Source organism: Bradyrhizobium sp. SZCCT0148 (assembly GCF_018129985.1).
Classification (GTDB): Bacteria; Pseudomonadota; Alphaproteobacteria; order Rhizobiales; family Xanthobacteraceae; genus Bradyrhizobium; species Bradyrhizobium japonicum_H.
Window position 1 is genome coordinate 25848 of the sequence record NZ_JAFCKT010000007.1, and the last position, 25088, is coordinate 50935.

Below are 25088 nucleotides of genomic sequence, written 5' to 3' on the forward strand. Positions count from 1 at the left end.
ATGACGGAAGGACGCCCGCGCTCGTTCTATGTGCTCGCGATCTTCTTCGCAGCCTACGTGCTGTTCCTCTACGGGCCCATGATCGCGATCTACGTGCTGTCGTTCCAGGGACCACAAGGCGGCCTCACCTTCCCGATGAACGGCGTGTCGACCTTCTGGATCGCAAAGCTGTTCAAGGGGACCGGGATCGTCGACCTCGGCGCGGCCTTCCGCCGCTCGCTATTGCTCGGCATCATCGTGATGATCGTCACCGTCGTGCTGTCGGTCGCCGCCGGCATGGCCTTCCGGCGAAAATTCAAGGCGCAAAGCATCCTGTTCTATTCCGCGATCGCCAGCCTGATCGTACCTTCGATCATCACCTCGCTCGGCATCTCGCTCGAATTCCGCATCATCGACGACCTGATCAAGGCGCATTGGAACGAGAATTTCGAGACCTCGATGGGCCTGCTCACGTCAGGCCTGGGTGCGCATCTGACCTGGACGCTGCCGTTCGGTCTGCTCATCATGTTCGCGATCTTCAACCGCTTCGACCCCAGACTGGAGGAAGCCGCGCGCGATCTCGGTGCGACGCCGTGGCAGACCTTCCGTCACGTCGTGCTGCCGATCATCCTGCCCTCGGTGATCGGCATCGGGCTGTTCGGCTTCACGCTGTCCTGGGACGAGCTCGCCCGCTCCAGCCAGGCGATCGGGGCCGTGAATACGCTGCCGCTCGATCTCCAGGGCCTCACCACGACCGTGACGAACCCCGACATCTATGCGCTCGGCACCGTGATCTCCGCGGTCTCCTTCACCGTGATCGCGCTTGCGCTCGGCACCATCGCCATGCTCAACAAGCGGCAGGCGGCCAAGGGCTCGGATGCCGGCCAGGGACTTGTCTGATCGCGATGCGGCTGCACGTCGTCAATCCCAACACGACCGCGTCGATGACGGCGAAGATCGCCGCTGCGGCGCGCGCGGTCGCGTTGCCCGGCACTGAGATCGACGCGCGACAGCCGACGATGGGCCCGGTCTCGATCGAAGGATTCTACGACGAGGCCTTTGCCGTCCCCGGCATGCTCGGCTGCATCCGCGACGCCGACCGGGACGGTGCGGAGGCCCACATCATCGCCTGCTTCGACGACACTGGCCTGGATGCCGCGCGCGCCGTCGCGAAGGCACCGGTGGTCGGCATCGGCGAGGCCGGCTTCCACATGGCGAGCCTGCTTGCGGCGCGCTTTGCCGTGGTGACGACGCTCGGTGTCTCCATCGTGCCGATCGAGCACAATCTGAAGAAATACGGACTTGCCGAGCGCTGCACCCGCGTCCGCGCCGCCGAGGTCCCGGTGCTCGCGCTCGAGGCGCGCAACACCGAAGCGCTTACAAAAATCTCCGCGGAGATCGCGGCGGCGATCCGCGACGACCGCGCCGAGGCCATCGTGCTCGGCTGCGCCGGCATGGCCGATCTCGCCGCCGAGTTCGCCGCCACGCACGGCCTGCCCGTAGTCGATGGCGTCGCCGCGGCGGTCACGCTGGCAGAATCACTGGTGCGGCTGGGACTCAAGACGTCGCGGCTCGGGCCATATGCGCCGCCACGGTCGAAAGCCTATTCCGGGCGGTTTTCGTCGTTTCAGCCCTGAATCCGACCATCTGACCGGAACGGCGGCGTGCGATATCCGGGCGCCAAGCGCTTTTCTGGGCCGCAGCCTCTTTTTGGTCCCAATTGTTGCCGATCAGTAACACTTTCGGGACGTCCACGGCGACCTTGAGTCGCCAGTCTTCGCCACGCACCAAGTTTCAATTTGGGTTTTGTCAGCGATGCTCGATCTCGCAGCGGACACTCGGTCCAGCCCCCTTCTTCGTCTCGGTGCCCAGCCGATCGCGCTGACCGCCGCCGCTCTTTTCCTTTTGATCGCAGGCGCGACCTCTATCGCGATCTGGCGCGCCTATACCGGCGCCGCTCCTGAGGCCGACCGGGTGGTGGCATCCCGGCAGCTCCAGGCCCGCACGGCCCAGGCCTCCGAGCAGCTGGTCGAGAAGACCAAGGGTCTCGAGGCGACCCAGCAGGAATCGATCGACCAGCTCCAGGTCGTGCAGGACCAGCTCCAGACCATGAAGCGGCTGATGGCGGCGCAGCAGGCGGACACCAAGCGCCTGTCCGAACAGGTCGCATCACTGAACGAGTCGATCGACGGCTTGCGGCAATCGTTTGCCAGCGCACGGGCAACCGAGGCCGAGACGCCCGCGGTTACCCGTAGGAAACCGGCGCGACACCGTGTCCACGCCAGTGCGCGAAAACGCGCGCGCGGCTGAGCGCCCGCGCCACTCGGTGGAACTTTTAATTTCGGCACTTGTGAACTGGATCACATTCGCCCGTATGATTCCGCGCGATGGTCACTGTTACCGGATGGCGTGAGCCGATTTCAATGTCCGGGGCTGGCAAGGTCGTTGACGGTATACTGCGTCAACGACCTTGTTTTTTCGGGGCGCTATTCGCAGACGTCCACGCGGCGGATCCGCCAGCCGGCAGGCGTCATGACACGCTGGCGTGCGACGTAGCAGCCGCCATACCCATCATTGTAGTCGCCGTATCCGGTCCGATAGCCGTAATAGGGGTAGCCGTAGCCGTAATAGCCACCGTAATAGCCGGCACCGGCGATCCCCGCCCCGATTGCAAATCCGGGCCAAAAGCCGCCCCCGTGCCAGTAGCCGCCGTGGCCCCAGCCACCATGCCCGCCGCCGCCGTGTCCGAATCCCCCGGCGTGGGCCACCTGCGGCACCGGCATCCCGACCACTGCAGCGGCCAGCGCCGCCATCATCATCCTGCGTAACATCACTCGATCCTCCGCGTGGACACGCTCCACGCTTCAAAGTGGAATCAAGCTAGCGTCACCGGGACATTCCGGACAGCCACGCTGTCTCACTTCCGCGCGAGCATTCAGCAACCGCGGCAGATACTCTTGAGCTTCTTGTCGAGCAGCTTGTTCTCGGCATTCACCGCGGCATCAGTGCCGGTACCGCTGCCGGTCGTGCCTCCGGAGCCCGCGCCGGATGACTGAGCCGTCCCCAGGCTATTGGTGCCCGGCGGCGGAGCCGGCGAGTTGGCAACGCCTCCGGCACCGGTCGATCCGGCGGCGCCACCGCTCGATCCGGCAGAACCGCCGCCGGCCTGCGCGAACGCGACGGCCGGCATCGCCGAAAGGGCGAAGATCACCATCATGATTTTGAGTGAGGCGGTTGCGGGCGATGCGGCCATTGGAAACTCTCCTTTGCCGGTCAACCGCCGCGGCGAAGTCAAGTTCCGGAACAAATATCGCCGCGTCAGCTTGAATCAAAAGGATAGCGCGATGGCGCGCATCTCCATGACCTGCGTCCTCCAACAACAGAAAGGTGAAGTCACGATGACGGATCGCGACCCTTTTGCCGAAGGCGAACACGCCGCGCGGCAAAACATTCCCGCTGAAGCCAATCCTTATTCAGACGGCAGCGACGAGCACGCGTTGTGGTCGGCGGGCCATGAGAAGATCGCGAGCGCCATGGAAGCAAGCGAGTCCGAAGGCACCTAGCCAACCCGCTTCAGGCCCTTCTTGAAGCGCGGACCGTTGGCGACGTAGAACTTCGCCGCACTTCCCATCTTCTGCACCTGGGCGTCGTCGAGCGTGCGGATCACGCGCGCCGGTGAGCCGATGATCAGGGAACGTTCGGGAAATTCCTTGCCCTCGGTGATGACGGAGCCGGCTCCGACGATGCTGTTGCGGCCGATCTTCGCGCCGTTCATCACGATCGAGCCCATGCCGATCAGCGCGCCCTCGCCGATGGTGCATCCGTGCAGGATGACGTTGTGGCCGACGGTGCAGTTGGTTCCGATGACCAGCGGAAAGCCAAGATCGGTGTGGCAGGTCGAACCGTCCTGCACATTGGCACCCTCGCCGATCTCGATCCACTCATTATCGCCGCGCAGCACCGCGCCGAACCAGACGCTCGCACCGGGCTTCAGGCGCACGCGGCCGATGACCGTGGCGGTGTCCGCGATGAAATAATTGCCGTCGGCGGGAAGGTCGGGCGCCTGCCCGTCGAGCTCGTAGATCGCCATGGAAGTCTCCTGTCGCGTTGACCACAGGCATAGCGAAACGGCAGCCGCGACGCAAAGGCGCCTGCAGCGCTCAGTCCGCGGGCGTCAACCCAGAACGCCGGCGGCGCGCAGCGTCATCAGGAAGAACGTGCCGCTCATCATGCTCCAGAAGCCGGCGATGACCGTCGCCATCATCACGAATTCGGCGCGGCGGCTTTCCACCCGCATGCCGCGCAGCGTGTTGCGCATGATGATGAAAGGCGCGGCGAACACCAGGAACGGCACCGCAGCGAAGGTCTTCGGCGCCACGCCGTCCTGCAACAGGCCGAAGCCGGCGGGCCGCTGCGCCAGCGCCTGGTATCCGTTCACGAGCGCGCCCGCGAGTGCGAAACCGATGAAGATGGAGAAGAAGGTATTGAGAGCTTCAGGTGTCATAGGAACAGTCCGCCCTTACGCAACGCCGGAGCATTCCTGTGACAAATCGTGCCGGTTAACGCTACATTATCCTTAAGGGAAGGTTAACGCCGCCGTCCCGTTCACGCAGGGCCGTCTCCGCCCATAGCGGCCGGGAACGCTGCGTGAAATCGCCGCCGCATGGCATATTCGCCGCTGATTCGTCGGCCACCGGCCGACGTCCGGCGACCTCGCGCAAGCTCATGACGGTGTTTTCGGCAGTTCCCAATAGGCCTCCCCGCACGCGCAGCTGGGCGCATGCCATCCCGATCGTGCTCGGCGGCATTGCTGCGGGCTGTGCGGTCGCGCTCGTCGCCTATCTGCTCTGGCCGACCTGGGGCACCCGCGGCGCGGACGCCCCGGACAAGCTGCCGGTGAGCGTCGGCGGCACGCTCTTCAACCTGCCGGTGACGGCGATCCGCATGAAGATCCAGCGGCACTCCGGGCCGCAGGAGCGTATCGATCTCGACTTCCTCTATCCCTCGCTCGAGCCGCCCAGCGCGCCGAAGCACGTCACCGCCGACACGGTGGAAGCGGCGGTGCAGTCGATCGACCGCATCTTCCTGTCGATTGCGGCGCATCACGATGCGCTCTCGCCCGAGCAGCGGACAGCCACGATCTATCCGCGCTATCTCGACAAGGCCGGGGCGACGCCCGCGGATGGCCTGACGATGCGGATGTTCCGCGCCGACACGCCCTACGGCAGCGAGGACTTCTATTCCGCGGCAAGCCCTGCTCTGACGGCGCGCTGCACCCGCGATGCAGCCACTCCGGGCATGTGCCTGTCCGAGCGCCGCGTCGGCGGCGCCGACCTCACCTTCCGCTATCCGCGGAGCTGGCTGTCGCAGTGGCACGATGTGGCAGAGGCCATGGACCGGCTGACGACGCAACTGCGCGGGCCGAAGGGGTAAGCGAGCCCGTTCGGCTCAGCTCCGACCTAAAAATTGCGAAAACAACCCCATGCACAGTAGCCAAGCGCCTGCGATTGTTCGTATTTTTCGAAGCCGAATTTCAGCGTTTTGATGCTGTCATGGGGCAGCCGTGAAGCTGCTCATCGTCCTAAGACAAGCGCGCCTGATCTTCGGAGCATGTCCCGGACGCGCTGCAGCGTTCTGACGCTGCTGCGCTGCGTCCGGGTCAAGAGGCCGAAACGGCCGGTGTAACTTCTACTCCTGATCGACGAGATCGTCCTCGAGGATCGCCATCTGGAACTGGAACGAGCGATCGTCGTCCTCGTCGTCGACGAAGAGCACGCCGATGAATTCCTCGCCGATATAGACCTCAGCGGAATCGTCCTTCTTCGGCCGCGGCACGACGCGAATCTTGGGATTGCCGAATACGCGCTTCAGATACGCATCGAGCTTTCTGACTTCTTTCACGTCCACGGCAAGTCTCCGATCGAAAAATGGTCGGCGGGTTTTAGGACGAGACGCGACGAACCGCCAGCATGAATTGCCAAAGAATTTGGGGACGAAAAGGGCTGGAGAATCCAGCCCTTACACGCGAGCTCAAAGCCCCGTCGCGTTGATCATCTGATCCATGGTGCGCGAGGGCTCGGCACAGCCGGCCTCGCCGACGATTTTGGCAGGCACGCCCGCGACGGTGACGTTGTGCGGCACAGGCTTGACCACGACCGAGCCGGCGGCAATGCGCGCACAATGGCCAATCTCGATGTTGCCGAGGATCTTTGCGCCGGCACCGATCAAAACGCCGTGGCGGATCTTCGGATGACGGTCTTCGTTTTCCTTGCCGGTGCCGCCGAGCGTGACGCCGTGCAGGATCGAGACGTCGTCCTCGATCACCGCCGTCTCGCCGCAGACGAAGCCGGTGGCGTGGTCGAGGAAGATGCCGCGGCCGATGCGTGCGGCGGGATTGATGTCGGTCTGGAACACCGCGGAGGCGCGGCTCTGCAGGTAATACGCGAAATCCTTGCGGCCCTGCAGATAGAGCCAGTGCGCCAGGCGGTGAGTTTGGATGGCGTGAAAGCCCTTGAAGTAAAGCAAGGGATCGATGAAGCGCGAGGTCGCGGGATCGCGGTCGTAGACGGCGACGAGATCGGCGCGGAAGGCGTTGCCGAGATCCGGATCGTCGCGCAACGCTTCATCGTAGGTCTGGCGTACCAGGTCGCCCGATAGCGCGGAGTGATCGAGCCGGTCGGCGACGCGGTGAATCACCGAATCTTCCAGACGGCTGTGATGCAGCACCGTCGAATAGATGAAGGTCGCAAGCTCGGGCTCGCGACGGACGATGTCCTCCGCCTCGCTCCGGATCCGATCCCAGATCGGATCGAGCGATGCGAGCTTCCCTCCCGGATTGACCTGATGCACTGCCATGATTTGCTCTTTGATATCTGCTCTTACGCGTGGCTCGTTTTGCCAGCTCTATAGCATAGTTTAGGCGACGACGTCCTGACCGGCTTGCCTGAAAGTGAACAGCGCCTTGCCTCGCGAAAGCACGCCAAGACGTTGAATCATAACAGTTCTTTCGAAGCGCCCAAGCATCAAGGTCGGCTCAAAGTGGTCAGAGTTCTGCCAAAATCAAGCCGGGCGGCGTCAAACTATTGGTGAATTCTCACCCAACCGTTATTGCGAGCATGGTCCGAGGCGAGGACGGGGAGCAGATTTGAGCATCACCACCGATCGATTGCGCGCGCGCGCCGCTGATACGTTTTGGCTGCGCGTGGCGGCGGTGGCCCTGCCCCTGTTGATGATCGCACCGGCGTTCTGGAATGGCTACCCGCTGTTGCAATGGGATACCGGCGGCTATCTGGCGCGCTGGTACGAGGGCTATCTCGTGCCCAGCCGCTCCACGGTATTCGGCCTCTATCTGCACTATGGCGAGAGCTTCGGCTTCTGGATCAACCTCGCGGTCCAATCGCTGGCGACGTTGTGGCTGTTGCAGCTCACGCTTCGCGTGCTCTCGATGATGCAGACCTTCCGCTTCGTCGCGATCAGCCTCTGCCTGATACTGTCGACCGCCCTGCCCTGGCTCGCGAGCATGCTGCTCACCGACATCTTTGCCGGGCTTTCGGTGCTGTCGCTGTTCCTGCTGATCGTGGGCGCAGGCCGCACCTCGACGCTCGAGAAGATCTCGCTGGTCGTCTTCACCGCCTTTGCCGCGGCGACCCACAGCGCCACGCTCGGCGTGCTGCTCGGCCTTTGCATTGCGGGCTGGATGGCACGACCGTTTCTGAAGGAGCGCCTGCCGCTGGCCGGACTGGCGCAGGCGAGCCTCACCATCGTCGCGGGTGGAGTGATGCTGGTCTCGGCGAATTATGCGCTTTCCGGCAAGCTGGCCTGGACGCCCGGCGGTTACGGCGTCGCCTTCGGCCGCATGATGCAGGACGGCATCGTCGCGCGCTACCTCAACGACCATTGCCCGCGCGAACGCTACAAGCTCTGCCCGTATCGCAACGATCTGCCGGCGAGCGCCGACGAGTTCCTGTGGGGCAAGAGCGTGTTCAACGCGCTCGGCCGCTTCGAAGGCATGAACGACGAGATGGGGTACATCGTCGTCCAGTCGCTGAAGGATTATCCGGCCTGGCAGGCCGGTGCGGCGCTACGGGCGATGGGCCAGCAATTGCTGCACGTCGCGACCGGCGAAGGCACCAATGGCTGGATCCCGCATACCTACGGCATCATCGAGCGCTACGTGCCTTCGCAAGTCGCGCCGATGCGCGCCGCGCGGCAGCAGAACTGGCAGCTCGACTTCACCGCGATCAACTGGCTGCATGTGCCGGTGGCGCTGGCGTCGATGCTGGCGCTGGTCGCGCTGCTCGGCAACGCGCTCGCGAACCGCCGGCTCGACGACCTGACACTGCTGGCGGCGACCGTGACGCTGGCGCTGCTCGGCAACGCCTTCATCTGCGCCGTCATCTCCGGCCCGCACGACCGCTACGGCGCGCGGATGGTGTGGGTTGCGACCTTCGTGGTGCTGATGGCGCTGGCGCGCCGCCTTGGCGACGACGTCAAAGCCTGATGGGCTGGGGGTGGAGCGTCGTCGCCTGGTTTCTCCCAAACAGCGATAGCTTCCGCTGAAGGCGAACAGCCCCCAGGTCCAGGCTCGACCTCAACAAGAGCCTCGCTAGACGGGAAGTCGCGACCGATAGACCGCGGTGAGAAGCAGCATGAACAGCGCTCTTTCAGCTTGGTACCTTGCGGCAGGACGACTTGATTCCCGCCCTTGCGCCACGACCGCTCCCTGGCTGGTGCGGACGCTCCAGGCCCATCTTCTTCGCCTGCGCTGCACCACGACCATCTCGAATATCGGAAACTCCGGTCTGACCATTGCTGCCGCTTCCCGTCCAATATCCCACGGGACAAACTTGAACCCGGAGGATTGACGCCTGTCTTCACCCATTTGGGTGAAGAGGGCGCATGCGCGTACCGGGACAAAGTCTGATTCAGACCGTCGCCCGCAGGATCAGGAGGGCCGATGAGGGATGTGTCTGCGGATGGAAAACAGTCTAGCCGCCGCGCAATGCCTTGCCGGCCAGCAAGCTGACGAGTTCCTGCTGACGGGACAGACCGGTCTTCGCAAGCACGGCTTTGAGCTGCGTGCGCACCGTCTCTCGCGTGACGCCGATTGTTGCTGCGAGCGCATCGATCGTCTCGGCCCGTGCAACGCCACGCGCGACCTGGGCCTCCGCCGGCGTCAGATCGAAAAGCCCTTGCAGGACCTCCGCACTCGGCACAGCGCCGCGATCGACCGGGGTCACGACCACCATGAAGGCGGCCTGAGTGAAGATATCGCGGGCCAATCCGCGCACCGGGATGACATGCAAGACCATCGGTACGCGATCCACCGCCGCTGCGATGGCAACGGACCTAACTATCCGACTGTTGCCAGCCAACGGCGTCCCCACTGCTGCCAGGAACAACTCGTCCGCGGCAGCATCGGTCAAAGTCAACCGCTCGGCGCGGTCGTGGAACAGCGACGGCATCAGCGCTTCGAACAAGCCGTTTGCCGCGAGCAATCTGCCACGTTCGCGCAATACCGCTCCGGGCAGCCCGATCGCCTGCAACGCATCGGTTTGCGCACGCGCACGCTCGAAACCAAGGCGGTTTGCGGTCAGGGCCGCCCGAGCCATATGCGGCCTCAAGTCATCGAGGAACGAGACGACTTCGCGCGGCACCGGTCCATTGTCCTGGTGTCGCGGCATGACGATCGCGATCGAATCGCCACTCGGTATCGGGATGATTGTCCCGGCTCTGTAGCCGATCCCGTGCCTGCGATAAAAATTGCAGTACACTTCATCGGTCGCGATCTCCTCTTCCGACAGGAGGTCGCCATCGTTGAGGAAACCGGCGTAGTTGAGAGCTGCGGCACGCGGCAACAGCGGATCGCGCTCACTCCATCCCTCTCGCAGGAAAAGGGGCATGGTCTCGTTGAAATTATCGGAGTTGACCGCACTGATATAGCCATCGCGCACCGCGAAAAGCAGGCCGCCATTCCCGCCGATGGCGATACCGATTTCGCTGAGGACCTCGGGCCACAATGACGGCATCAGCCCGGCCTCGCAGATGCGATCAATCAGATGGTCGAGATGCCCAGATCCACTCATGCGCAGCGCGAAGGAGCCATTGGTGAAATTATAGCTGGATGATCAAGGGACGCAATCAGCCACATGGAGCGGGCCCCCGGATCCCGCGGTGGAACAAGCTGGCTCCTCATCCCTGCCGTGGTCGTCGCCGAGGTGGTGCGGCGGCGGGCCAGCAAGTCTCGGGCCTCCTCGTCTCAGACAACCTGCCCTCACCCCCGCCGCGCCAAAAACTCCAGCACGCCGGTCTTGTAGACCTTGTCGCCGACCGCGCGCATGTGATCGCGGTTCGGGATGTCCAGCACCTCCGAACCGGGGATGATCGCGCCGAGCGCGCTGGCGGAGCCCGCGACGTCGTCGGTCGAGCCGACCGCGATCAGCACCGGCACGTCGATGCGCGCAGCCTCGTCCTTGGTCATGAGATCGCGCGTGCCGCGCAGGCAGGCGGCGAGCGCGCGGCGGTCTGAGCGGGTCTGATCGGCGAACGCGCGAAAGGTGCGGCCGACGGGATCGGTGACGTCGTCCAGCGCAGGCGCTTCCAGCGCCTCGGCGACGTTCTCGCCGGGTCCGGTGCCCTCGATCAGGCCGCCGATGCCGATGCCGCCGAGGATCGCCGAGCGAAGGCGTTGCGGCTCGTTGAGGGACAGCCACGCGGTCATCCGTCCGCCCATCGAATAGCCCATGACGTCGGCCTGCGGGATGGCGAGATGGTCCATCAGCGCCAGCACGTCGCCGGCCATGGTCGGAATCGAATATTGCGCGGGCTCGTAGAGCTTAGCGCTTTCGCCATGGCCGCGATTGTCGAGCGCAATCACGCGGCGGCCATTCTTGCGCAGTTCCGAGACCCAGGTCGGGTAGACCCAGTTCACGTTCTTACTGGAGGCAAAGCCGTGCACCAGGATGATCGGATCGCCCTCGCCTTCGTCGAGATAGGCAATTTCAACGGCGCCGTTGTGAAAGCTCGGCATCATCAGTTCCGTGAGGTCTTGTGGGGGGATCGGTCGATCTTAGAGCACGATCCGGAAAAGAGTGCAGCGGTTTTCCGGCATTATCATGCTCAAACAATAGCCCAAAGCGCGTCGCGCCTCAGGCTGTCGCGGACGCGCTGGCCAGAGCAGCTTCGGCTGCGACCTGGGCACGGCGCAGCCGGCGCGCCCGTTTGCGATCGCACCAGGCCTGGGTGAGGCGCTCGGTGGTCGCCTTGATGGATGAGAGAAGGCCGAACAGCGTCAGTGCCGCGCCGAACAGCCACAGCGCCAGATCGAACGCGCCGCCGATCAGCAGAAGCGCGCCGCGGCCGAGCAGCTTCATGATCGCGCGTGCCTTGCCGCTTTGCGCTTCGGCAAGCCGCGCCGCGCGCGCGACGTCCTTCGGACCTTCGGCGATGCGCAGCGTATCCATCGCCCCGCGCGTGCCGGTCTTCTCGGCGACGCGGGTGACGTCCTTGCCGAGCCTGACCAGCGCACCGGCCTTTTCGGCGCGGAACGCGGCCTTGATCGCGGTCGCGGTTTCGCCGGGACGGAAGATCGAACCCTTGGCGACTGCGGTCTGCAGCATCGGCGTATCGACGATTTCGCGCGCGGAGCGTCCGGCCCATTTGGCCAGCCCGTCGCCGAGCCGCCCGACCTTGCGCGCATCCTTGACCAGCGTCAGCCCGGCGCGCGCCGGCGCGGCACCGCCGACGGACACATAGGTCGCGGCGGTGACCGCGAGGCCGGCGGCCGCAAGCCCGAGCACGAGGCGGTCGGTGTCCTCGCCCATGGCCAGATGCTTGCCCTCGCGCACCACGTCCCTGATGTCGCCGATCACGAAGAGATCGCCGGCCACCGTCCCGGACAGGCTCGCCACGTCGTCGGCATTGCCGGTGACGAGACCCGTGGCGAACCGTTTGGCAAAATGCGAGGTGGTGCTCTCGGCCTTGACTGCGTCAGCGACCCGGACCAGGAGGTCGTCAGGCAGCGCAATGCCGCGGTCCCGCGCCAGCGTGACGAAACTGTCGGCGAGATCGGCATCGCCCGCGGCGAGCGCGGACTCGACGTTGTCCTGAACCAGGCGGTCATTCTGCCGCAGCAGCGCATCGAGCTTCAGTTCGGAGAGCGCGGCCGGATCATCCTGGGCGGCGAGGATCGCCCCGGCCTCACGGGCGTGCGGTGCTACCTGTGCGAGCAGGAAGCCGCAGGCCATGATACCGGTCAACGCCGTGCTGATTCGCAGCCACTTCATGTGGAAACCTGGGCGGTCCTTGGGATCGTCTGCGCGCCTGTGATTCGTCTTTCGCCGCAAATGCGCTCGTCCACAGACATAGTATGCCAAAATTGCGACACAACGTCCCCGACGAAAGAAGGGCTTCTCTCAGGCCTCAAGATTGTGTCGAATTTGCATGAGCAAATGAGCATGGGGCAATTGCGGAGCTTTCGGTTCCGCCGGACTAGCAATCACTTGCACCCGCCAGTATGGTCCGCGGCGCCTTAAAGATGCCGCGTCAGTTCGTGATTGTGTCTGCCGCCATTGCCACTCCAGGATGAGTTAGATGTCCGACCATGTCGTCCCGCACTTCCACAACGATGCCGGTGTCCCCGTCATCGAGATCGGCTCGCAAGAGTTCATGTGCGTGGGCGCCAACCCTCCGTTCGACCATCCGCACGTCTTCCTCGACCTCGGCAACGACAACGAGATTATCTGCCCCTACTGCTCGACGCTGTACCGCTTCGCCGCCGACCTGAAGGCGGGGGAAGCCCGTCCGCCGGAATGCGTCCTTAAGGACAAGGTGGCCTGACCGCGTCCATTGGTCAGGGGTGGCGCTCTCCCGAACGATTGTCATCGCCGGTGCCGGCATCGGTGGACTGACGGCCGCGCTCGCGCTCGCGGCCCGCGGCTTCCGCATCGTCGTACTGGAGAAGGCCGAGCGCCTCGAGGAAGTCGGGGCCGGCCTGCAGCTCTCCCCCAATGCCAGCCGCGTGCTGGTCGAGCTCGGCCTTAGCGAGCGTCTCAAGCTCCGCGCCGTCGTTCCGGACGCGGTCTCGATCATGAGCGCGCGGGCTGGTGGCGAACTGCTGCGCATGCCGCTCGGTGAAGCAGCTTCGCTGCGGGCCGGCGCACCCTATTGGGTGGTGCACCGCGCCGACCTGCAATCGGCGCTGGCGGGCGCCGTTGCCGACCATGCCGACATCGACCTGAAGCTGGGCGCGACCTTCGAAGACGTCGCGCCTCATGCCAAGGGGCTTACGGTGGTCCATCGCAGCGGCACGATCCGCCGCAGCGATCTCGCCAGTGCGCTGATCGGCGCCGACGGGATCTGGTCGACGGTCCGCCAGCATCTGTTTCCCGAGGTACAGCCGCGCTTCTCCGGCCTGATCGCCTGGCGCGGCACACTAGATGCCACGCAGCTGCCGAAGGACTACACGGCGCGCCGGGTGCAGCTGTGGATGGGCGCGAACGCCCATCTGGTCGCCTACCCGATCGCGGGCGGACGCCAGATCAATGTGGTCGCGGTACTGCCGGGTAGCTGGAACAGGCCGGGCTGGAGCACGCCCGGCGATCCCCGCGAGGTGATGGATGCCTTCGCCGCGCCGCGCTGGCCGGCCTCGGCGCGCATGATGCTCGCCACGGTCGACAGCTGGCGGAAATGGGCGCTGTTCGGCGTGCCCGATGGCTGCCCCTGGAGCAAGGGTCCGATGGCGCTGCTCGGCGATGCCGTGCACGCGATGCTCCCGTTCGCTGCGCAAGGCGCCGGCATGGCGATCGAGGATGCCGCGATACTCGCCCGGCACCTCAGCCTTGAAGCCGCCGAGAGCACGGCGGCCATCAGTGCTGCGCTGACGCAATATGGCCGTGCCCGCCAAGCGCGGGTGCGGCGGGTGCAGCGGACCGCGAGGCAGCAGGGCCGCATCTACCACCTCGGCGGACCGCTCGCGGCCGCGCGCGATCTCGCGATCCGCGCGCTCGGCCCGGACCGCATGCTGGCGCGGCAGGACTGGATCTACGGCTGGCGCCCTGATGCGTAGCGCAGCAGGCGCCGCGGCTCAGCGCGACGCCTTGCCGGTTTTCGAAGCGGGCTTGGCGGTCGCCGCAGGCGACAATGGCGTGGCAGGCGGCGTCGCCTCGGGCGGCGATTCCCGGCACCTGTTGCGGCGCCAGGCGTCCTCGGCCATTTGCGACGACCCGCGCACGGCGACATAATCGTTGCGATAGGCGAGTTCGGACACCACGGCGCCACCGGCCCCGGTCTCGGCCTTCTCCATCAGCGCCCGCAACTCGTCGGTGCGCTTGGCCAGCGTCTTGCGCTCGGCCTCCAGCTGCTTGCAGTCGTACAGTTCGTATTTGGCGGGATCGGCAAAGGCCGGCGCGACCGTCTCGCTCATGCCGGCGCAGCCGGACAGCACGGCCCCGCCCGCAAGCAGCACGAGGAGCGCGCCGAAGCCGCGCGGCGATGTGAAAAACGAAGCAGCCATGCCGGATGAATAGTCCCCGTGGATTGAGAATGCCTAAAGCAACAACAGATGTCCGGATTGAGGCTTTGCCTTGTGCGCCCGGCTCGCTTAAGGAAGGACCGTCCCTCCGGGCTCGCAAAGCGCCAATTCCAGACGGCCAAGGATGGACTTAAGTGTTTGATCTCGTTGGATCAAGCGGGCATGGCGGAATTGGTAGACGCAAGGGACTTAAAATCCCTCGGTGCGCAAGCGCTGTGCCGGTTCGACCCCGGCTGCCCGCACCACGAGATCTGACGGCGCCCGGCGTTGTTGGCAGCGGTCGCGAGCGGACCTTGAAGATTGATCCGCAGGCCGGCGCGACGTAGACCGAATTGAAAGTGCCGATCACACGATGCCCGCATGGCTGCAAGTGACCGGCTTGCCATGAGGCTTGTTGCAGACCCCGGGCACCCTGACCTGATCCGGCTCGAAACGATGGACGGGCTCGCCCGCGCATGTGCAGATGGTCAGGCTCTTGGCGAGGTGGCCGGCGAAAGCTTCGGACGAGGTCACGATCACCGCCCCCTCGGGACCGATCTCCTCGACGAGGTAGCGCGGCGCCTTGCCATCGTCCTTGTCCATCAGCAGCGAGCGAAACCGATCCTCTTCCGGGAAATTCAACGACGGCCGCGAGCCCGGTGGTCCAAACCTGTCGGTTGCCGTGACTAAAGGTGCTCCCACCGCAACTCTCGGAAGGGTCGGCCTCACCTCGCCGATCTCAACGCTCTTTGGGTCCCTGCCCGCATCGAGCGCCTCATTCATGGCTTCGAAGATGTCACCGGCCGTGACGACCCGCGATCCATGACCGTCACCGACGACCACGGCTCTCGTGCCTGTCCTGATCTTGTCGAGCGCTTCCGGAAGTGAAAGCGTCGGCTTCACGCGCCGCAAAACAATCCGCTGCATCGAAAGCTCCTCCCGGAACTTACCGCTGTCACGATCGCAACCTTCTGCGCCGCTGACGACGTCAGCTCACGCCGGGCCTACGTCAGAACCTTTTCCCTCATTCCCGGATGCGCTCGTCCGAGATTTCGAAATGCATGGTGTCGCAAAAGCCGACGCCCGAACCAGCCCGCCTGGTTGAAGTGCGGCATCCTGGCGGCTGGCTCCGCCTGCCGATGGTGTCGGAGGTTTTCGATGATGTTTTCGGCTTCTGCGTACCGGCCATGCAATCCTCCGGCAGCCGCCACGACCGGCGGCCTTCAAAAAAATGTTCAGCAATCAGCGCAATTTGTAATCGCAACTTCCGGCAATGATCGTCATTAGTACGGCGCCGCCAGGGTGTCGTCAACCTCAGCGTGTCATACGCGCTCATGCACCCCCGGTCTTCGCTGCGGTGGAGGCGCCCTCGCCCGGCGCAGCTTCTCCACGGCCACGCGCGACGTCAACTTTAAGGCGATGACGCCTCACATCTCCTTGAGAAATGGGGCGCTCGCTGCTAACCCGGGCGAGAACAAGGCGCAGGCTCCATGGCTCAGACTTCCCTTCCCGCCCAGTCCACGACGGAAAGCCTGAAGGTCGGGGCCGACACGTATTCGAGCGCGATCGCCGACGCGCAGAACTACATGAACTGGGTGATCGACCAGTTCCGCCCCTACCTCAAGGGTGCGATCCTCGAAGTCGGGTTCGGGCATGGGCTCTACAGCAGAGTGCTCGGAGAGCTTGGCGAGTATTGTGGCGTGGACCACGACCGCGAAAGCGTCGAACGCGCCGCGAAGGCGATGCCAGATCGCAAGTTCGCCGTCTGCGACATCCTGGTCCGCGATCAGCTGAGTTCCCTGTTTCCCCAAGGGGTCGATGCGGTCTTCACCATCAACGTGCTCGAGCACATCGAGGATGACGCCACCGCAATTGCCAATCTCGTGCAGGTGCTCAAGCCCGGAGGCCATCTCCTGATCAGCGTTCCCGCCCTGATGCTGCTCTACAACGATCTCGATCGCCTGGCAGGACATTGCCGCCGCTACACCACGGCACGCCTCGCCAAGCTGCTCGCCGATCAACCGGTCGAGTTGATCCGGCTGAACTACTTCAATCCGATCGGCGGGCTTGGGTGGCTAGCCAATCGCCTGAAGCGACATCAGTCGCTGAACGATGCCGCCGTCAACGGGCAGATCGCCCTGTTCGACAAATACGCCGTGCCGCTGTCGCGGGCGCTCGATCCGCTCTCGCGAAGTTTCTTCGGGCAATCCGTCACCTGTATTGCACGCCGCTTATGATCTCAGTCGTCATTCCTGCGCTCAACGAGCGCAACGGCATCGTCGAAACCATTGATCGAGCCAGGGCAGCTCTCGACGGTGCTCAGCTCACTCCCTACGAGATCATCATCGTCGACGATGGTTCGGCCGACGGCACCGGCGAGCTTGCCGGACAGGCCGGTGCAAAGGTGCTCAGGCATCCTCACAACATCGGCTATGGCCGTTCGCTCAAGGATGGAATTCGCGCCGCATCCTACGACACGATCGTCATCAGCGATGCGGATGGCTCTTACCCGATGGAAGCGATCCCGGCCCTCGTCGCGCGCTTCAACCAAGGCTTCGACATGGTCGTCGGCGCCAGGACCGGGCCCAATTACCGCGAGTCGATGCTGAAGTCGCCGTTGCGTGCCATCCTCAAGGCGATCGTCGAATTTACCGCCAACCGCGACATCCCAGACATCAATTCCGGCTTGCGGGTGTTCGGCAGGCAGGTCGCGATCCCCTATTTCGACCATGTCAGCGACCTCTTCAGCTTCACGACATCGCTGACGCTCGCCTACATGATGAACGCGAAGTTCGTCGACTATATCGACATCGACTACAAGGAGCGGATCGGCCGCTCCAAGGTGAACCTGTTCCGGGACTCCGTTCGCACCCTGCAATACGTCCTCGAGGCCTGCACCTATTACAATCCGCTCAAGATCTTCGTGCTGCTGGCGATGATGTGCATGGCGCTCGCGCTGGTCTCGCTGATCGGCGGCATCATCCTGCAACTCGTCAGCGCCTTCGTCCTTGGTGTCGGCGCGATCCTGCTCAGCATTCTCGTCGTCGCCATGGGACTGCTCGCGGTGCTGCTGAAGCAGATCATGAATCAGCGACCATGACCTCCCGCGGCGAGGGAACGCGATGTGCGGCATAGCGGGCATCTTTCATCGTGACGGCCGGCCGGCCGACGGCCGCGCGGTTGCGGCGATGTCGGAAGCCCTGATCCACCGTGGGCCGGACGGCGACGGCCACTGGCTGGACGGCCCCGTCGGCCTCGCTCACCGCCGGCTCGCCATCCGCGATCTCTCCGATGCCGGGCGCCAGCCGATGCTCGAGGCATCCGGGCGCATCGTCGTCACCTACAACGGAGAGATCTACAACGATCACGAGCTGCGCAGCGAGCTCGAGCGGTCGTTCGGCGTCCGCTTTCGCAGCACCTGCGACACCGAGATCCTCCCTTACGCTTATCTTGCCTGGGGCGAGGCGATGTTCGAACGCCTGGAGGGCTTTTTCGCGATCGGCTTGTGGGACCGGCAGGAGCGCCGCCTGATCCTGGCGCGCGACGGCATTGGGATCAAGCCGCTGTACTATTCCGAAAACGGCAGCCGCATCCTGTTCGCAAGCGAGATCAAGGGACTGACCGCAAGCGGTGACGTCGCCGCGCGGATCGATCCCGTGGCCCTGCACACCTATCTCGCCGCCGGCCATCCGGGGACGCAACAGAGCCTGTACCAGGACATCCAGCAGATCCCGCCCGGCACCATGATCGGATTTACCGAGCGCGAGCGGACCGAGCGACGGTTCTGGCGGCCGGTGCGCGCGCCCGTGATCCGCGACCTCGACGAAGCCGTTGTCCGGCTGCAATCGACGATCGAGACGGTGGTGAAGAGCCAGATGGTGAGCGACGTTCCACTCGCCGTGCTGCAGAGCGGCGGCATCGACAGTTCGCTGATCAGCCTCACGCTCGGCCGCCTCGGTTTGAAGCCCCCGCTGTTCACGGCCGGCTTCACCGAGAAAAGCCATGATGAAACCGCGGTCGCGCAGCAGATTGCGACCGCCGCCGGCCTGTCGCTCAACGTCATCGACGGGGAAGCCGGCGAGGATGCCGAGGCGGCGCTGCGGGCGGTGGTCTATCATTTCGACGGGCAATGCGCCGACACGGGCGCGCTCGGCTTCTATCATCTGGCGGGTGCGGTCCGCCGGCATTCCACCGTGGTCCTGTCCGGCGACGGCGGCGACGAATTCTTCGCCGGATATGAAACCTATGCCGCGACCATGATGGCCGAACGCGCGCGCCATGTCGTTCCGCGCAGCCTTGCCGGCCTGATCGGACGCCTCGCCTATGCCTCGGTGCGCGGCAACGAGAAGCGGCTTCCGGCGGCGGCGCAACTCGCCCGCTTCGCGCTCGGGCTCAGCGAAGCCGGCGACAGCCCTCATCTGCAATGGCGGCGGCTGCTTCCCCGCTTTCTCGCCGAGAAGATCTATGACAGCGCAATGGCCGATCTTGCATCGGCCGACCCGTTCGCGGAATACGCCGGATATTATTCGGAGCCGCACGACAACGTGCTGGATCGGGCGCTGATCGCCGATCAGCGCTTCCATCTGCAAAGCGTCCTCACCAAGGTCGATGCCATGAGCATGGCGCACGGTCTGGAAGTGCGCGTGCCGATCCTCGACCGACGGGTCATGGACCTCGCCGGCGGCCTCAACGTATCGTTGCTCAATCCCTGGCCCAAGGGCGCGCCGAAATATGTGTTGCGCAAACTTGCCGAGCGCCTGGGCATGCCTGGCGAGGCCGCATGGTCGCGCAAGCGCGGCTTCAACGTGCCGATCGCGCAATTGATGCGACGCGGCGGGCTGCGGCCGATCTGCGACCGGGTGCTCGGCCGCGAGGCTGATGTCTTCGCGCCCTTCCTGAAACCGGAGGCGATCCGGCTGCTGTGGAATGCGCATCGCGAGGCCAGGAGCGACAATGCGTTCGCGTTGTGGCCTATCCTGACGCTGGGCATCTGGCTGACGGGGCTTGCGGCCCCCTCGCCGCGCCGAGCTTAGGGAGCGGGCGCATGCCGGACCTTAAGGACCAGACGATCAACGATTTCGGCGAGCAATGGACCGCGTTCCGCGACAACCCCGGCTATTACGGCTCGGCGGACCTGCTTGCCGATCTGTTCGGTCCGTTGCTGTCCCTCGACGAGGTCAAGGGCAAGCGGATCGCCGACATCGGGAGCGGCACGGGGCGCATCGTCAACATGCTGCTCGATGCCGGGGCGGATCGTGTCGTGGCGGTCGAACCTTCCGATGCCATGCTGGTCCTGAAGGACAACACGGCGGCACGCGCGGAGCGCATCGACTATCTGCAGGTGCCCGGCGACCGGTTGCCGCGCGATCTCGGGCTCGACTATGTGGTTTCGATGGGTGTGCTGCATCACATCCCCGAACCGGCGCCGGTGGTTCGCGCGGCCTACGCTGCGCTGCGCCCCGGCGGACGCTGCATCGTCTGGCTCTACGGCTACGAGGGCAACGAGACCTATCTGTCGCTCGCGATCCCGCTGCGCAAGCTCACCGTCCTGCTGCCACACCGGCTGCTGGTGGTGCTGTCGCATGGTCTGGAATGGGCACTGACGGCCTATATCGGGCTTTGCCGGATATTGCCGCTACCGATGCGGTCCTACATGCTTTCGGTACTGGCGAAGTTTCCGCGCAGCGTTCGCCGCTTGACCATCTACGACCAGCTCAATCCCGCCTACGCGAAATACTACACCCGCGCCGAAGCGGAGGCGCTGCTGTCGGATGGCGGATTCGGGGAGGTCAGGCTCTACCACCGCCACGGCTATAGCTGGACCGTGTCCGGCACACGGCCCGTTTGACGGGCGTCGAGCAGCAAGACCCAGAAGAACATCAGCGCGCTGAAGAGCTGGATGAAGTTGTCCTCGAAGCGACTCCCGGCCAAAGAGATCAGTGAAGGCATCATTAGGCCGACGGTGAGCGCGGCGGCGAGCGTGGTGGCGGAAAGATCGACCAGCAGGATCGCGGCATAGAGCGCGAGTTCGAAGAAGGCATATTCCTTGAGGCGCGGCGAGCTGAGATAGAGCGCAAACATCGCCAGCACCGTGATGCGCATCGCCGCGCGGGGGTGATCCGTCAGCCAGCGATCCAGCCGCGCAGGAAGCGAACCTCCTCCGTGCGCTGGCCGCTTCCCGATCAAGCGCAGAACGGACAGGGCGAACGGCCCGAGCACCAGCGCCGTGGCGGCGACTGCATAGGTTGCGAAGATCGCCGGCTTGCTGTCGATCAGGCCTGCATGGCCCACTACATCCCGTGCCAGCAGCAGCAGCGACGGGTTGCTCTCGAACAGTTCGACGAGGTGCTGGTCGGGAATCTTTCCGGCCACCGCGAGCTGCCAACTCGCGAACAGATCCGGGTAGGCCAGCCACGATATCAGGATGGGCAAGGCGAAGCTGAACACAGCCATCGCGATCAGCGTCAGCTTGCGACCGCGCGGCAGCGGCAGGAAGTACAGCGCGGCCAGCACCGGCAAGAACACCAGCTTGAACGACATCACGAGGCCGAGCAGCGCGGCGCCGGCGACGCGCGAGGGAAAGCTATTGTCCCCCGACGGCCCGGATACGGGCAGAGAAAGCAGGAGCCTCAGCGCGATCGCGGTCAGCACGCCGCTCAGGATCGCGAAATTGCCCGACGCCTGCACCCATTCGAAACCGACGAAGGCGCCGAGCGCGCCGAGCACCCTGAGTCCGACGTCGCCAAAGCTCGTTCGGCCAGGACCCTGAAAACCAAGACCTGACGCACCAAGACCTGGCAAAAGGAGGCCGCAAAGCACGGCGAGGACGGGAAAGATAACTTTGTGATGAGCAACCAGAAGGCCGTCCGCGCAGAAGGGACGGAAGGCCTCCAGCGTCACCGGCAGATAGGGGTAGGAGAGCTTGGTGCCCTTCAGGTTCTTGACGAAGTAGGGATCGAGCCCGCCGACATAGGCATCCACCGCCGCGCAATTGACGCGAGTGTCCCAGCCATATCTCACATCGAGCACGGCATCGTTGGCGAGATTGCCAAGCACCAAGAGCGCGGTCAGTGCGATCAGCCAGCCAAGCCAGATGTTTCGCCTCGAAGCCCTGTCGGCCGAGGGCTCCAACCATCGTGCTGTCCCGGTGACATCAGACACAATCGGATACTCTGTTTCGCCTGGTTTCTGTCGGCACCAACACGGCGCTTCCGCGGGTCACAATGGACAGGTTGGGTTGCCGATTCATCTCTCGGTGTGTTCCCCGCACCCTTATGGTGAATGACTGGTTGCTGGCCGATAAGCGGACCCTGGCGGGCCGATGGCGCGGATATTCGCGTCGCCCGCCTGACAGCCATCCCGAAACGTGGGTTGTGCGCTGCAGCATCGACGATAGAAAGACCTCTGAATTGCAGAGGTGAGCTTCCTTGTCCGACGTCAATGCCGACGGTTGGGTGTCCTCGGGACACCGTCCTATGGGTTTCCCCGAATTTGTCGTGGTGATCGCGTCCATCATGGCGCTGAATCCGCTGGCGATGGACATGATGCTGCCGGCGCTGCCCAATATCGGGGCAGCCTTCAAAATTCCCAACGCCAACCATCTGCAGCTCGTTCTGTCGACCTTCCTGATCGGCTTCGGCGCCGGCCAGTTCATCATGGGACCGTTGTCCGACCGGTTCGGACGACGCCCTGTGCTGCTCGGCGGAATGACGGTCTATGCCATCGCGAGCGTGCTGGCGATCGCCGCGCCCTCGTTCGAAACATTGTTGCTGGCGCGCGCGCTGCAGGGATTTGGCACCGCGGCGACACGCGTGATCGCGACCTCGATCGTGCGCGATTGTTATGTCGGCCGCAGGATGGCGAGCGTGATGTCGCTTGCGATGATGGTGTTCATCGCAGTGCCCGTGGTTGCGCCGTCGTTCGGACAGGCGGTGCTGCTCGTGTCGCAATGGCGGGGCATCTTCGTCGTGCTGGCGCTGTATGGCCTGCTCGCCCTCGCCTGGAGCGTGCTGCGCCTGCCGGAGACTCTGCCCGCGTCTGAACGCAGGTCGCTTGCTCCTGCCGACATACTTTCCGCATTCCGACAGACCCTGACCAACCGGCAGACCATCGGCTACGCGATGGCCGCAGGCAGCGTCATGGGGGCGCTGTTCGCCTATGTGTTCTCGGCGCAGCAGGTCTTCACCGGCATCTACCACCTCGGTCATTATTTCCCTCTCGCCTTTGCCGCGATCGCGACCGGCGTCGCCATTGCCGGTTTCCTCAATGCGCGACTTGTCGGCCGGCTGGGCATGCGCGTGATCTCCCACGGCGCACTGTCGCTTTATGCCGTCGTGGCTTCGATCCTCCTCATCACGGAAAGCCTGAACATGCTGCCGCTTGCCCTGTTCATGGCGCTGTCGGCGCTGATGATGTTCTCGTTCGGCATGATGGTAGCCAACTTCACTGCGCTCGCGATGGAGCCGCAGGGCCACATCGCCGGCACCGCCTCCTCGCTCTACGGCTCGATCACGACGCTGATCGGAATCGTGATCGGCATGGCGATCGGACAAAGCTTCGACGGCACGCTGCTGCCGTTCTCGGTCGGCTTCTTCCTGTCGACGCTCGCCGCGCTTGCGATCGTGCTGGTGGTCGAGAAGGGCCGGCTGTTCAGGCCGCATCACCATCCGATCGCTTAAGGAACTTCCCGACCCCCTCCATGTTGTCCTGCAGCAATTCTGAAAGGCGCTGCGATGGAACTGGAACCCCACGAAGATCCCCGCCACGTCGAGCCGCAAACGCCGGAACGATCCGAGCCCGGCACGCGACGGATCGCGTTGACGATGCCTTTTGCAAGCGAAGGCCTGGAACAGGTGCGCGACAGCCACTGCTGAGCCACGGTCACTCCCTGAGCGGAGCCTCTATTCGCTCGTTCGCCGGCTGGCACTGAAATCATCCGCAGCGCTCTTGGGGATCATCCGCATTCCCCGAGGCCGCATCATCAGAGCGACCACCTCACGCGCAACACCGGGCCGTCCCCAGAGCGCGGCCCGCACGGTGTACTCGCGCCTGACCACAGGTCCGGCCTGCGAGGACGCCCACTCCATTCATCGGATGCAAGAAACTTGGTCGCGGAAACAGAGTGCGGCCCAGCCACGGTCGCGCTGGGTCCCGGCCGGCAAGCCCAATGTCTGCTCGTATTCCAGGGGCGCCGCATTGCGCGGATGGTCCGGGCTGTAAAACGCGGTGGCGAAGGCCAGCGAACCATCACCACTCACCGCGCCCAGTGGCACGCCGGTCAACCCGCGCCACTCACGCGTCAATTCGCCGGCAGCCTGGGCGTACAGATTCCGCCCCTCCTCGTAGCCGTGATCGTTGCGATAGACGGCATGGATGGGCGCGGCGATCAGGACGGCCGCAAGTGCGACGCCGGTTACGATCATAGTGAGGTTGACGGTGTAGAAACGCTCGATCGGGTAGCTTGTGCTGCAGACCACGAGAACGGTGAACAGAAACATTCCCTGCAACGCCCATAGCGACGGCAGATCGGTGCCCATCACGAGCGATGTCACCACAGGCAGCACGACCGTGCCGATCGCGACGTAGAGTAAAAGCCGCAGGCCCGGGCTCATTGCCGCGAAGTCGGCCGGAAACCGCTTCAAGCGCGTTCCCGCGACGAGCACCCAGAACACGGCCGACATGCTCATGGCCGCCGCCAGCCCCAGCGCAAAGTTTCGCGCCTCGCCGAGCGAGGTCGTAACGTTGCCGCCGGTGTGCGCGAGTGCGTAGGTGAAGGTCGACGCGCCCGTCGTCGCAAGCCAATGGACGTGAGGTGACAGCGCCGTGAGCCCGACGATGACCGAGATCCAGGGCGAAGCGGAGGTAAAATAGGCGCGCCGTGCCGGGTGCGCCAGCGCGGCAAGCGCAAAGCTCGTGACCAGAAAGATCGAATAGTATTTGCCGACCATGGCCAGCGCCGTCGTCAATCCCACTGCGACCGACCACAGTGGGGCGCGCGTCTCGAAGGCGCGCAGGAAGCACCAGGTCGCCAGCGGCCAGGTCGCCAGCAGCACCGAATTGGCATTGAAGCGCTGGGCGTGGAATTGATAGATCGGCGTCAGCATCAGGAGCAAAAGCACTAGGACGCGCTTGTGGCCGGTCACGAATTGCCGTGCGATCCGGTCGACGAAGATCAGCGCAAGCCCGGCATTGGTCATCGCCATCAATTGCAGCGACCAGTCGCTGACCGGAAAGACGGCGGTCCAGCCGGCGGCAATCCAGCCGGACAATGGCGGATGCTTGTGATAGCCCCAGGCGAAATGCTGCCCGAGCGTCCAGGCCTCGAGCGTATCTGGGTGCAGGCCGCCGCCGGCATAGGCGATCGCCAGATAGAGCGTCCAGACCGCAACAAAGCAGGCAATGAGGAGCGGCACCGCCCAGCCCGCCTCGACGCCATCGAGCCAATGCAGGAATGGCCGTCGCCAACGCGCCGGCGCGCGATCGGACCGTTCGGCCATCGCCTGGAGAGCAAAATCGATCGGCACTGGAATCAAACTGAGAAAGGAAAATGATGCGTGAGGCGACACATCTATTTCAGGTACGAAACAAATAGCAATGATTG

25 protein-coding genes, 1 tRNA gene and 1 pseudogene are annotated in these 25088 nt (G+C 64.5%); 13 read left to right on the top strand and 14 right to left on the bottom strand.

All coding sequences use genetic code 11. The features are described from left to right. The 3 genes from JQ580_RS21105 (at position 1) to JQ580_RS21115 (ending at position 2289) form a co-directional block, all read left to right on the top strand. Positions 1-879: an ABC transporter permease gene (locus JQ580_RS21105; RefSeq protein ID WP_212282156.1), complete on the top strand. Its 879-nt coding sequence runs from the start codon at positions 1-3 to the stop codon at positions 877-879. 5 nt (positions 880-884) lie between these two features. After that, the gene (locus JQ580_RS21110) at positions 885-1616 is read left to right on the top strand and encodes an aspartate/glutamate racemase family protein (RefSeq protein ID WP_212282157.1); all 732 of its coding nucleotides are present in this window, start codon (positions 885-887) and stop codon (positions 1614-1616) included. A gap of 178 nt (positions 1617-1794) precedes the next feature. Beyond that, a complete protein-coding gene (locus JQ580_RS21115) occupies positions 1795-2289 on the top strand; it encodes a hypothetical protein (RefSeq protein ID WP_212282158.1) in 495 nt (164 codons plus the stop codon). 176 nt (positions 2290-2465) lie between these two features. Here the strand turns inward: JQ580_RS21115 and JQ580_RS21120 are convergent, their stop codons facing one another. From JQ580_RS21120 to JQ580_RS21135, 4 genes are all read right to left on the bottom strand, one after another. Beyond that, entirely contained in the window at positions 2466-2810 is a 345-nt protein-coding gene (locus JQ580_RS21120) for a hypothetical protein (protein ID WP_212282159.1), read from the bottom strand. 104 nt (positions 2811-2914) lie between these two features. Continuing rightward, positions 2915-3232 (bottom strand): hypothetical protein, encoded by a 318-nt coding sequence (locus JQ580_RS33910; RefSeq protein WP_249134330.1) that lies wholly within the window; start codon positions 3230-3232, stop codon positions 2915-2917. 306 nt (positions 3233-3538) lie between these two features. Beyond that, a complete protein-coding gene (locus JQ580_RS21130; RefSeq protein WP_212282160.1) occupies positions 3539-4069 on the bottom strand; it encodes a gamma carbonic anhydrase family protein in 531 nt (176 codons plus the stop codon). Between the two features lie 84 nt (positions 4070-4153). Continuing rightward, positions 4154-4483: a DUF6949 family protein gene (locus JQ580_RS21135; protein WP_212282161.1), complete on the bottom strand. Its 330-nt coding sequence runs from the start codon at positions 4481-4483 to the stop codon at positions 4154-4156. A gap of 221 nt (positions 4484-4704) precedes the next feature. On the opposite strand from JQ580_RS21135, the gene JQ580_RS21140 reads away from it, so the two are divergent. After that, positions 4705-5412, top strand: coding sequence for a hypothetical protein (locus JQ580_RS21140; RefSeq protein WP_212282377.1), 708 nt, complete (start codon positions 4705-4707; stop codon positions 5410-5412). Between the two features lie 255 nt (positions 5413-5667). Here the strand turns inward: JQ580_RS21140 and JQ580_RS21145 are convergent, their stop codons facing one another. Both JQ580_RS21145 and cysE read right to left on the bottom strand, forming a co-directional pair. Next, a complete protein-coding gene (locus tag JQ580_RS21145; protein ID WP_007602550.1) occupies positions 5668-5886 on the bottom strand; it encodes a DUF3126 family protein in 219 nt (72 codons plus the stop codon). A gap of 123 nt (positions 5887-6009) precedes the next feature. Continuing rightward, the gene (gene cysE, locus JQ580_RS21150) at positions 6010-6834 is read right to left on the bottom strand and encodes a serine O-acetyltransferase (RefSeq protein ID WP_212282162.1); all 825 of its coding nucleotides are present in this window, start codon (positions 6832-6834) and stop codon (positions 6010-6012) included. Between the two features lie 289 nt (positions 6835-7123). Here cysE and JQ580_RS21155 point away from each other — a divergent pair, with 289 nt between their 5' ends. Next, positions 7124-8479, top strand: a complete 1356-nt coding sequence (locus tag JQ580_RS21155; protein ID WP_212282163.1) for a hypothetical protein — start codon at positions 7124-7126, stop codon at positions 8477-8479. A 487-nt stretch (positions 8480-8966) separates the two neighbouring features. Here JQ580_RS21155 and JQ580_RS21160 read toward each other — a convergent pair whose 3' ends face one another. The 3 genes from JQ580_RS21160 to JQ580_RS21170 form a co-directional block, all read right to left on the bottom strand. Beyond that, positions 8967-10064: a helix-turn-helix transcriptional regulator gene (locus JQ580_RS21160; protein WP_212282164.1), complete on the bottom strand. Its 1098-nt coding sequence runs from the start codon at positions 10062-10064 to the stop codon at positions 8967-8969. Positions 10065-10252: 188 nt separating this feature from the next. Next, positions 10253-11008, bottom strand: coding sequence for an alpha/beta fold hydrolase (locus JQ580_RS21165; protein WP_212282378.1), 756 nt, complete (start codon positions 11006-11008; stop codon positions 10253-10255). Between the two features lie 118 nt (positions 11009-11126). Continuing rightward, on the bottom strand, positions 11127-12263 hold the full coding sequence (locus JQ580_RS21170; protein ID WP_212282165.1) for a hypothetical protein: 1137 nt from the start codon (positions 12261-12263) through the stop codon (positions 11127-11129). 307 nt (positions 12264-12570) lie between these two features. Between JQ580_RS21170 and JQ580_RS21175 the strand changes: the two genes are divergently transcribed. Both JQ580_RS21175 and JQ580_RS21180 read left to right on the top strand, forming a co-directional pair. After that, positions 12571-12816, top strand: a complete 246-nt coding sequence (locus JQ580_RS21175; RefSeq protein ID WP_007602543.1) for a zinc-finger domain-containing protein — start codon at positions 12571-12573, stop codon at positions 12814-12816. A 19-nt stretch (positions 12817-12835) separates the two neighbouring features. Next, positions 12836-14044 carry an FAD-dependent monooxygenase gene (locus JQ580_RS21180; RefSeq protein ID WP_212282166.1) on the top strand — a complete coding sequence of 403 codons (1209 nt, stop codon included), beginning with the start codon at positions 12836-12838 and terminating at the stop codon, positions 14042-14044. A gap of 18 nt (positions 14045-14062) precedes the next feature. On the opposite strand, the gene JQ580_RS21185 is transcribed toward JQ580_RS21180, so the two are convergent. Beyond that, positions 14063-14491 carry a twin-arginine translocation pathway signal gene (locus JQ580_RS21185; RefSeq protein ID WP_212282167.1) on the bottom strand — a complete coding sequence of 143 codons (429 nt, stop codon included), beginning with the start codon at positions 14489-14491 and terminating at the stop codon, positions 14063-14065. 174 nt (positions 14492-14665) lie between these two features. On the opposite strand from JQ580_RS21185, the gene JQ580_RS21190 reads away from it, so the two are divergent. Beyond that, positions 14666-14754 (top strand) — tRNA-Leu (locus JQ580_RS21190). Between the two features lie 100 nt (positions 14755-14854). Here the strand turns inward: JQ580_RS21190 and JQ580_RS21195 are convergent. Both JQ580_RS21195 and JQ580_RS21200 read right to left on the bottom strand, forming a co-directional pair. After that, positions 14855-15415 carry a hypothetical protein gene (locus JQ580_RS21195; RefSeq protein ID WP_212282168.1) on the bottom strand — a complete coding sequence of 187 codons (561 nt, stop codon included), beginning with the start codon at positions 15413-15415 and terminating at the stop codon, positions 14855-14857. A gap of 97 nt (positions 15416-15512) precedes the next feature. Beyond that, entirely contained in the window at positions 15513-15824 is a 312-nt protein-coding gene (locus tag JQ580_RS21200; RefSeq protein ID WP_212282169.1) for a hypothetical protein, read from the bottom strand. A 154-nt stretch (positions 15825-15978) separates the two neighbouring features. Between JQ580_RS21200 and JQ580_RS21205 the strand changes: the two genes are divergently transcribed. From JQ580_RS21205 to JQ580_RS21220, 4 genes are read left to right on the top strand one after another with little or no spacing between them, the layout of a single operon-like run. Continuing rightward, positions 15979-16725, top strand: coding sequence for a class I SAM-dependent methyltransferase (locus JQ580_RS21205; protein WP_212282170.1), 747 nt, complete (start codon positions 15979-15981; stop codon positions 16723-16725). Next, on the top strand, positions 16722-17588 hold the full coding sequence (locus tag JQ580_RS21210; RefSeq protein ID WP_212282171.1) for a glycosyltransferase family 2 protein: 867 nt from the start codon (positions 16722-16724) through the stop codon (positions 17586-17588). The genes JQ580_RS21205 and JQ580_RS21210 overlap by 4 nt, the downstream gene beginning before the upstream one ends. Before the next feature lie 22 nt (positions 17589-17610). Then, on the top strand, positions 17611-19521 hold the full coding sequence (gene asnB, locus JQ580_RS21215; protein WP_212282172.1) for an asparagine synthase (glutamine-hydrolyzing): 1911 nt from the start codon (positions 17611-17613) through the stop codon (positions 19519-19521). Between the two features lie 11 nt (positions 19522-19532). Further along, on the top strand, positions 19533-20336 hold the full coding sequence (locus tag JQ580_RS21220; protein ID WP_212282173.1) for a class I SAM-dependent methyltransferase: 804 nt from the start codon (positions 19533-19535) through the stop codon (positions 20334-20336). Here the strand turns inward: JQ580_RS21220 and JQ580_RS21225 are convergent. Further along, a complete protein-coding gene (locus JQ580_RS21225) occupies positions 20300-21649 on the bottom strand; it encodes a hypothetical protein (RefSeq protein ID WP_212282174.1) in 1350 nt (449 codons plus the stop codon). The genes JQ580_RS21220 and JQ580_RS21225 overlap by 37 nt on opposite strands. A gap of 314 nt (positions 21650-21963) precedes the next feature. On the opposite strand from JQ580_RS21225, the gene JQ580_RS21230 reads away from it, so the two are divergent. Next, on the top strand, positions 21964-23166 hold the full coding sequence (locus JQ580_RS21230) for a multidrug effflux MFS transporter (protein WP_249134331.1): 1203 nt from the start codon (positions 21964-21966) through the stop codon (positions 23164-23166). 222 nt (positions 23167-23388) lie between these two features. Here JQ580_RS21230 and JQ580_RS21235 read toward each other — a convergent pair. Next, positions 23389-24984 (bottom strand): annotated as a pseudogene (locus JQ580_RS21235) (glycosyltransferase family 39 protein). Positions 24985-25088 lie beyond the last annotated feature (104 nt).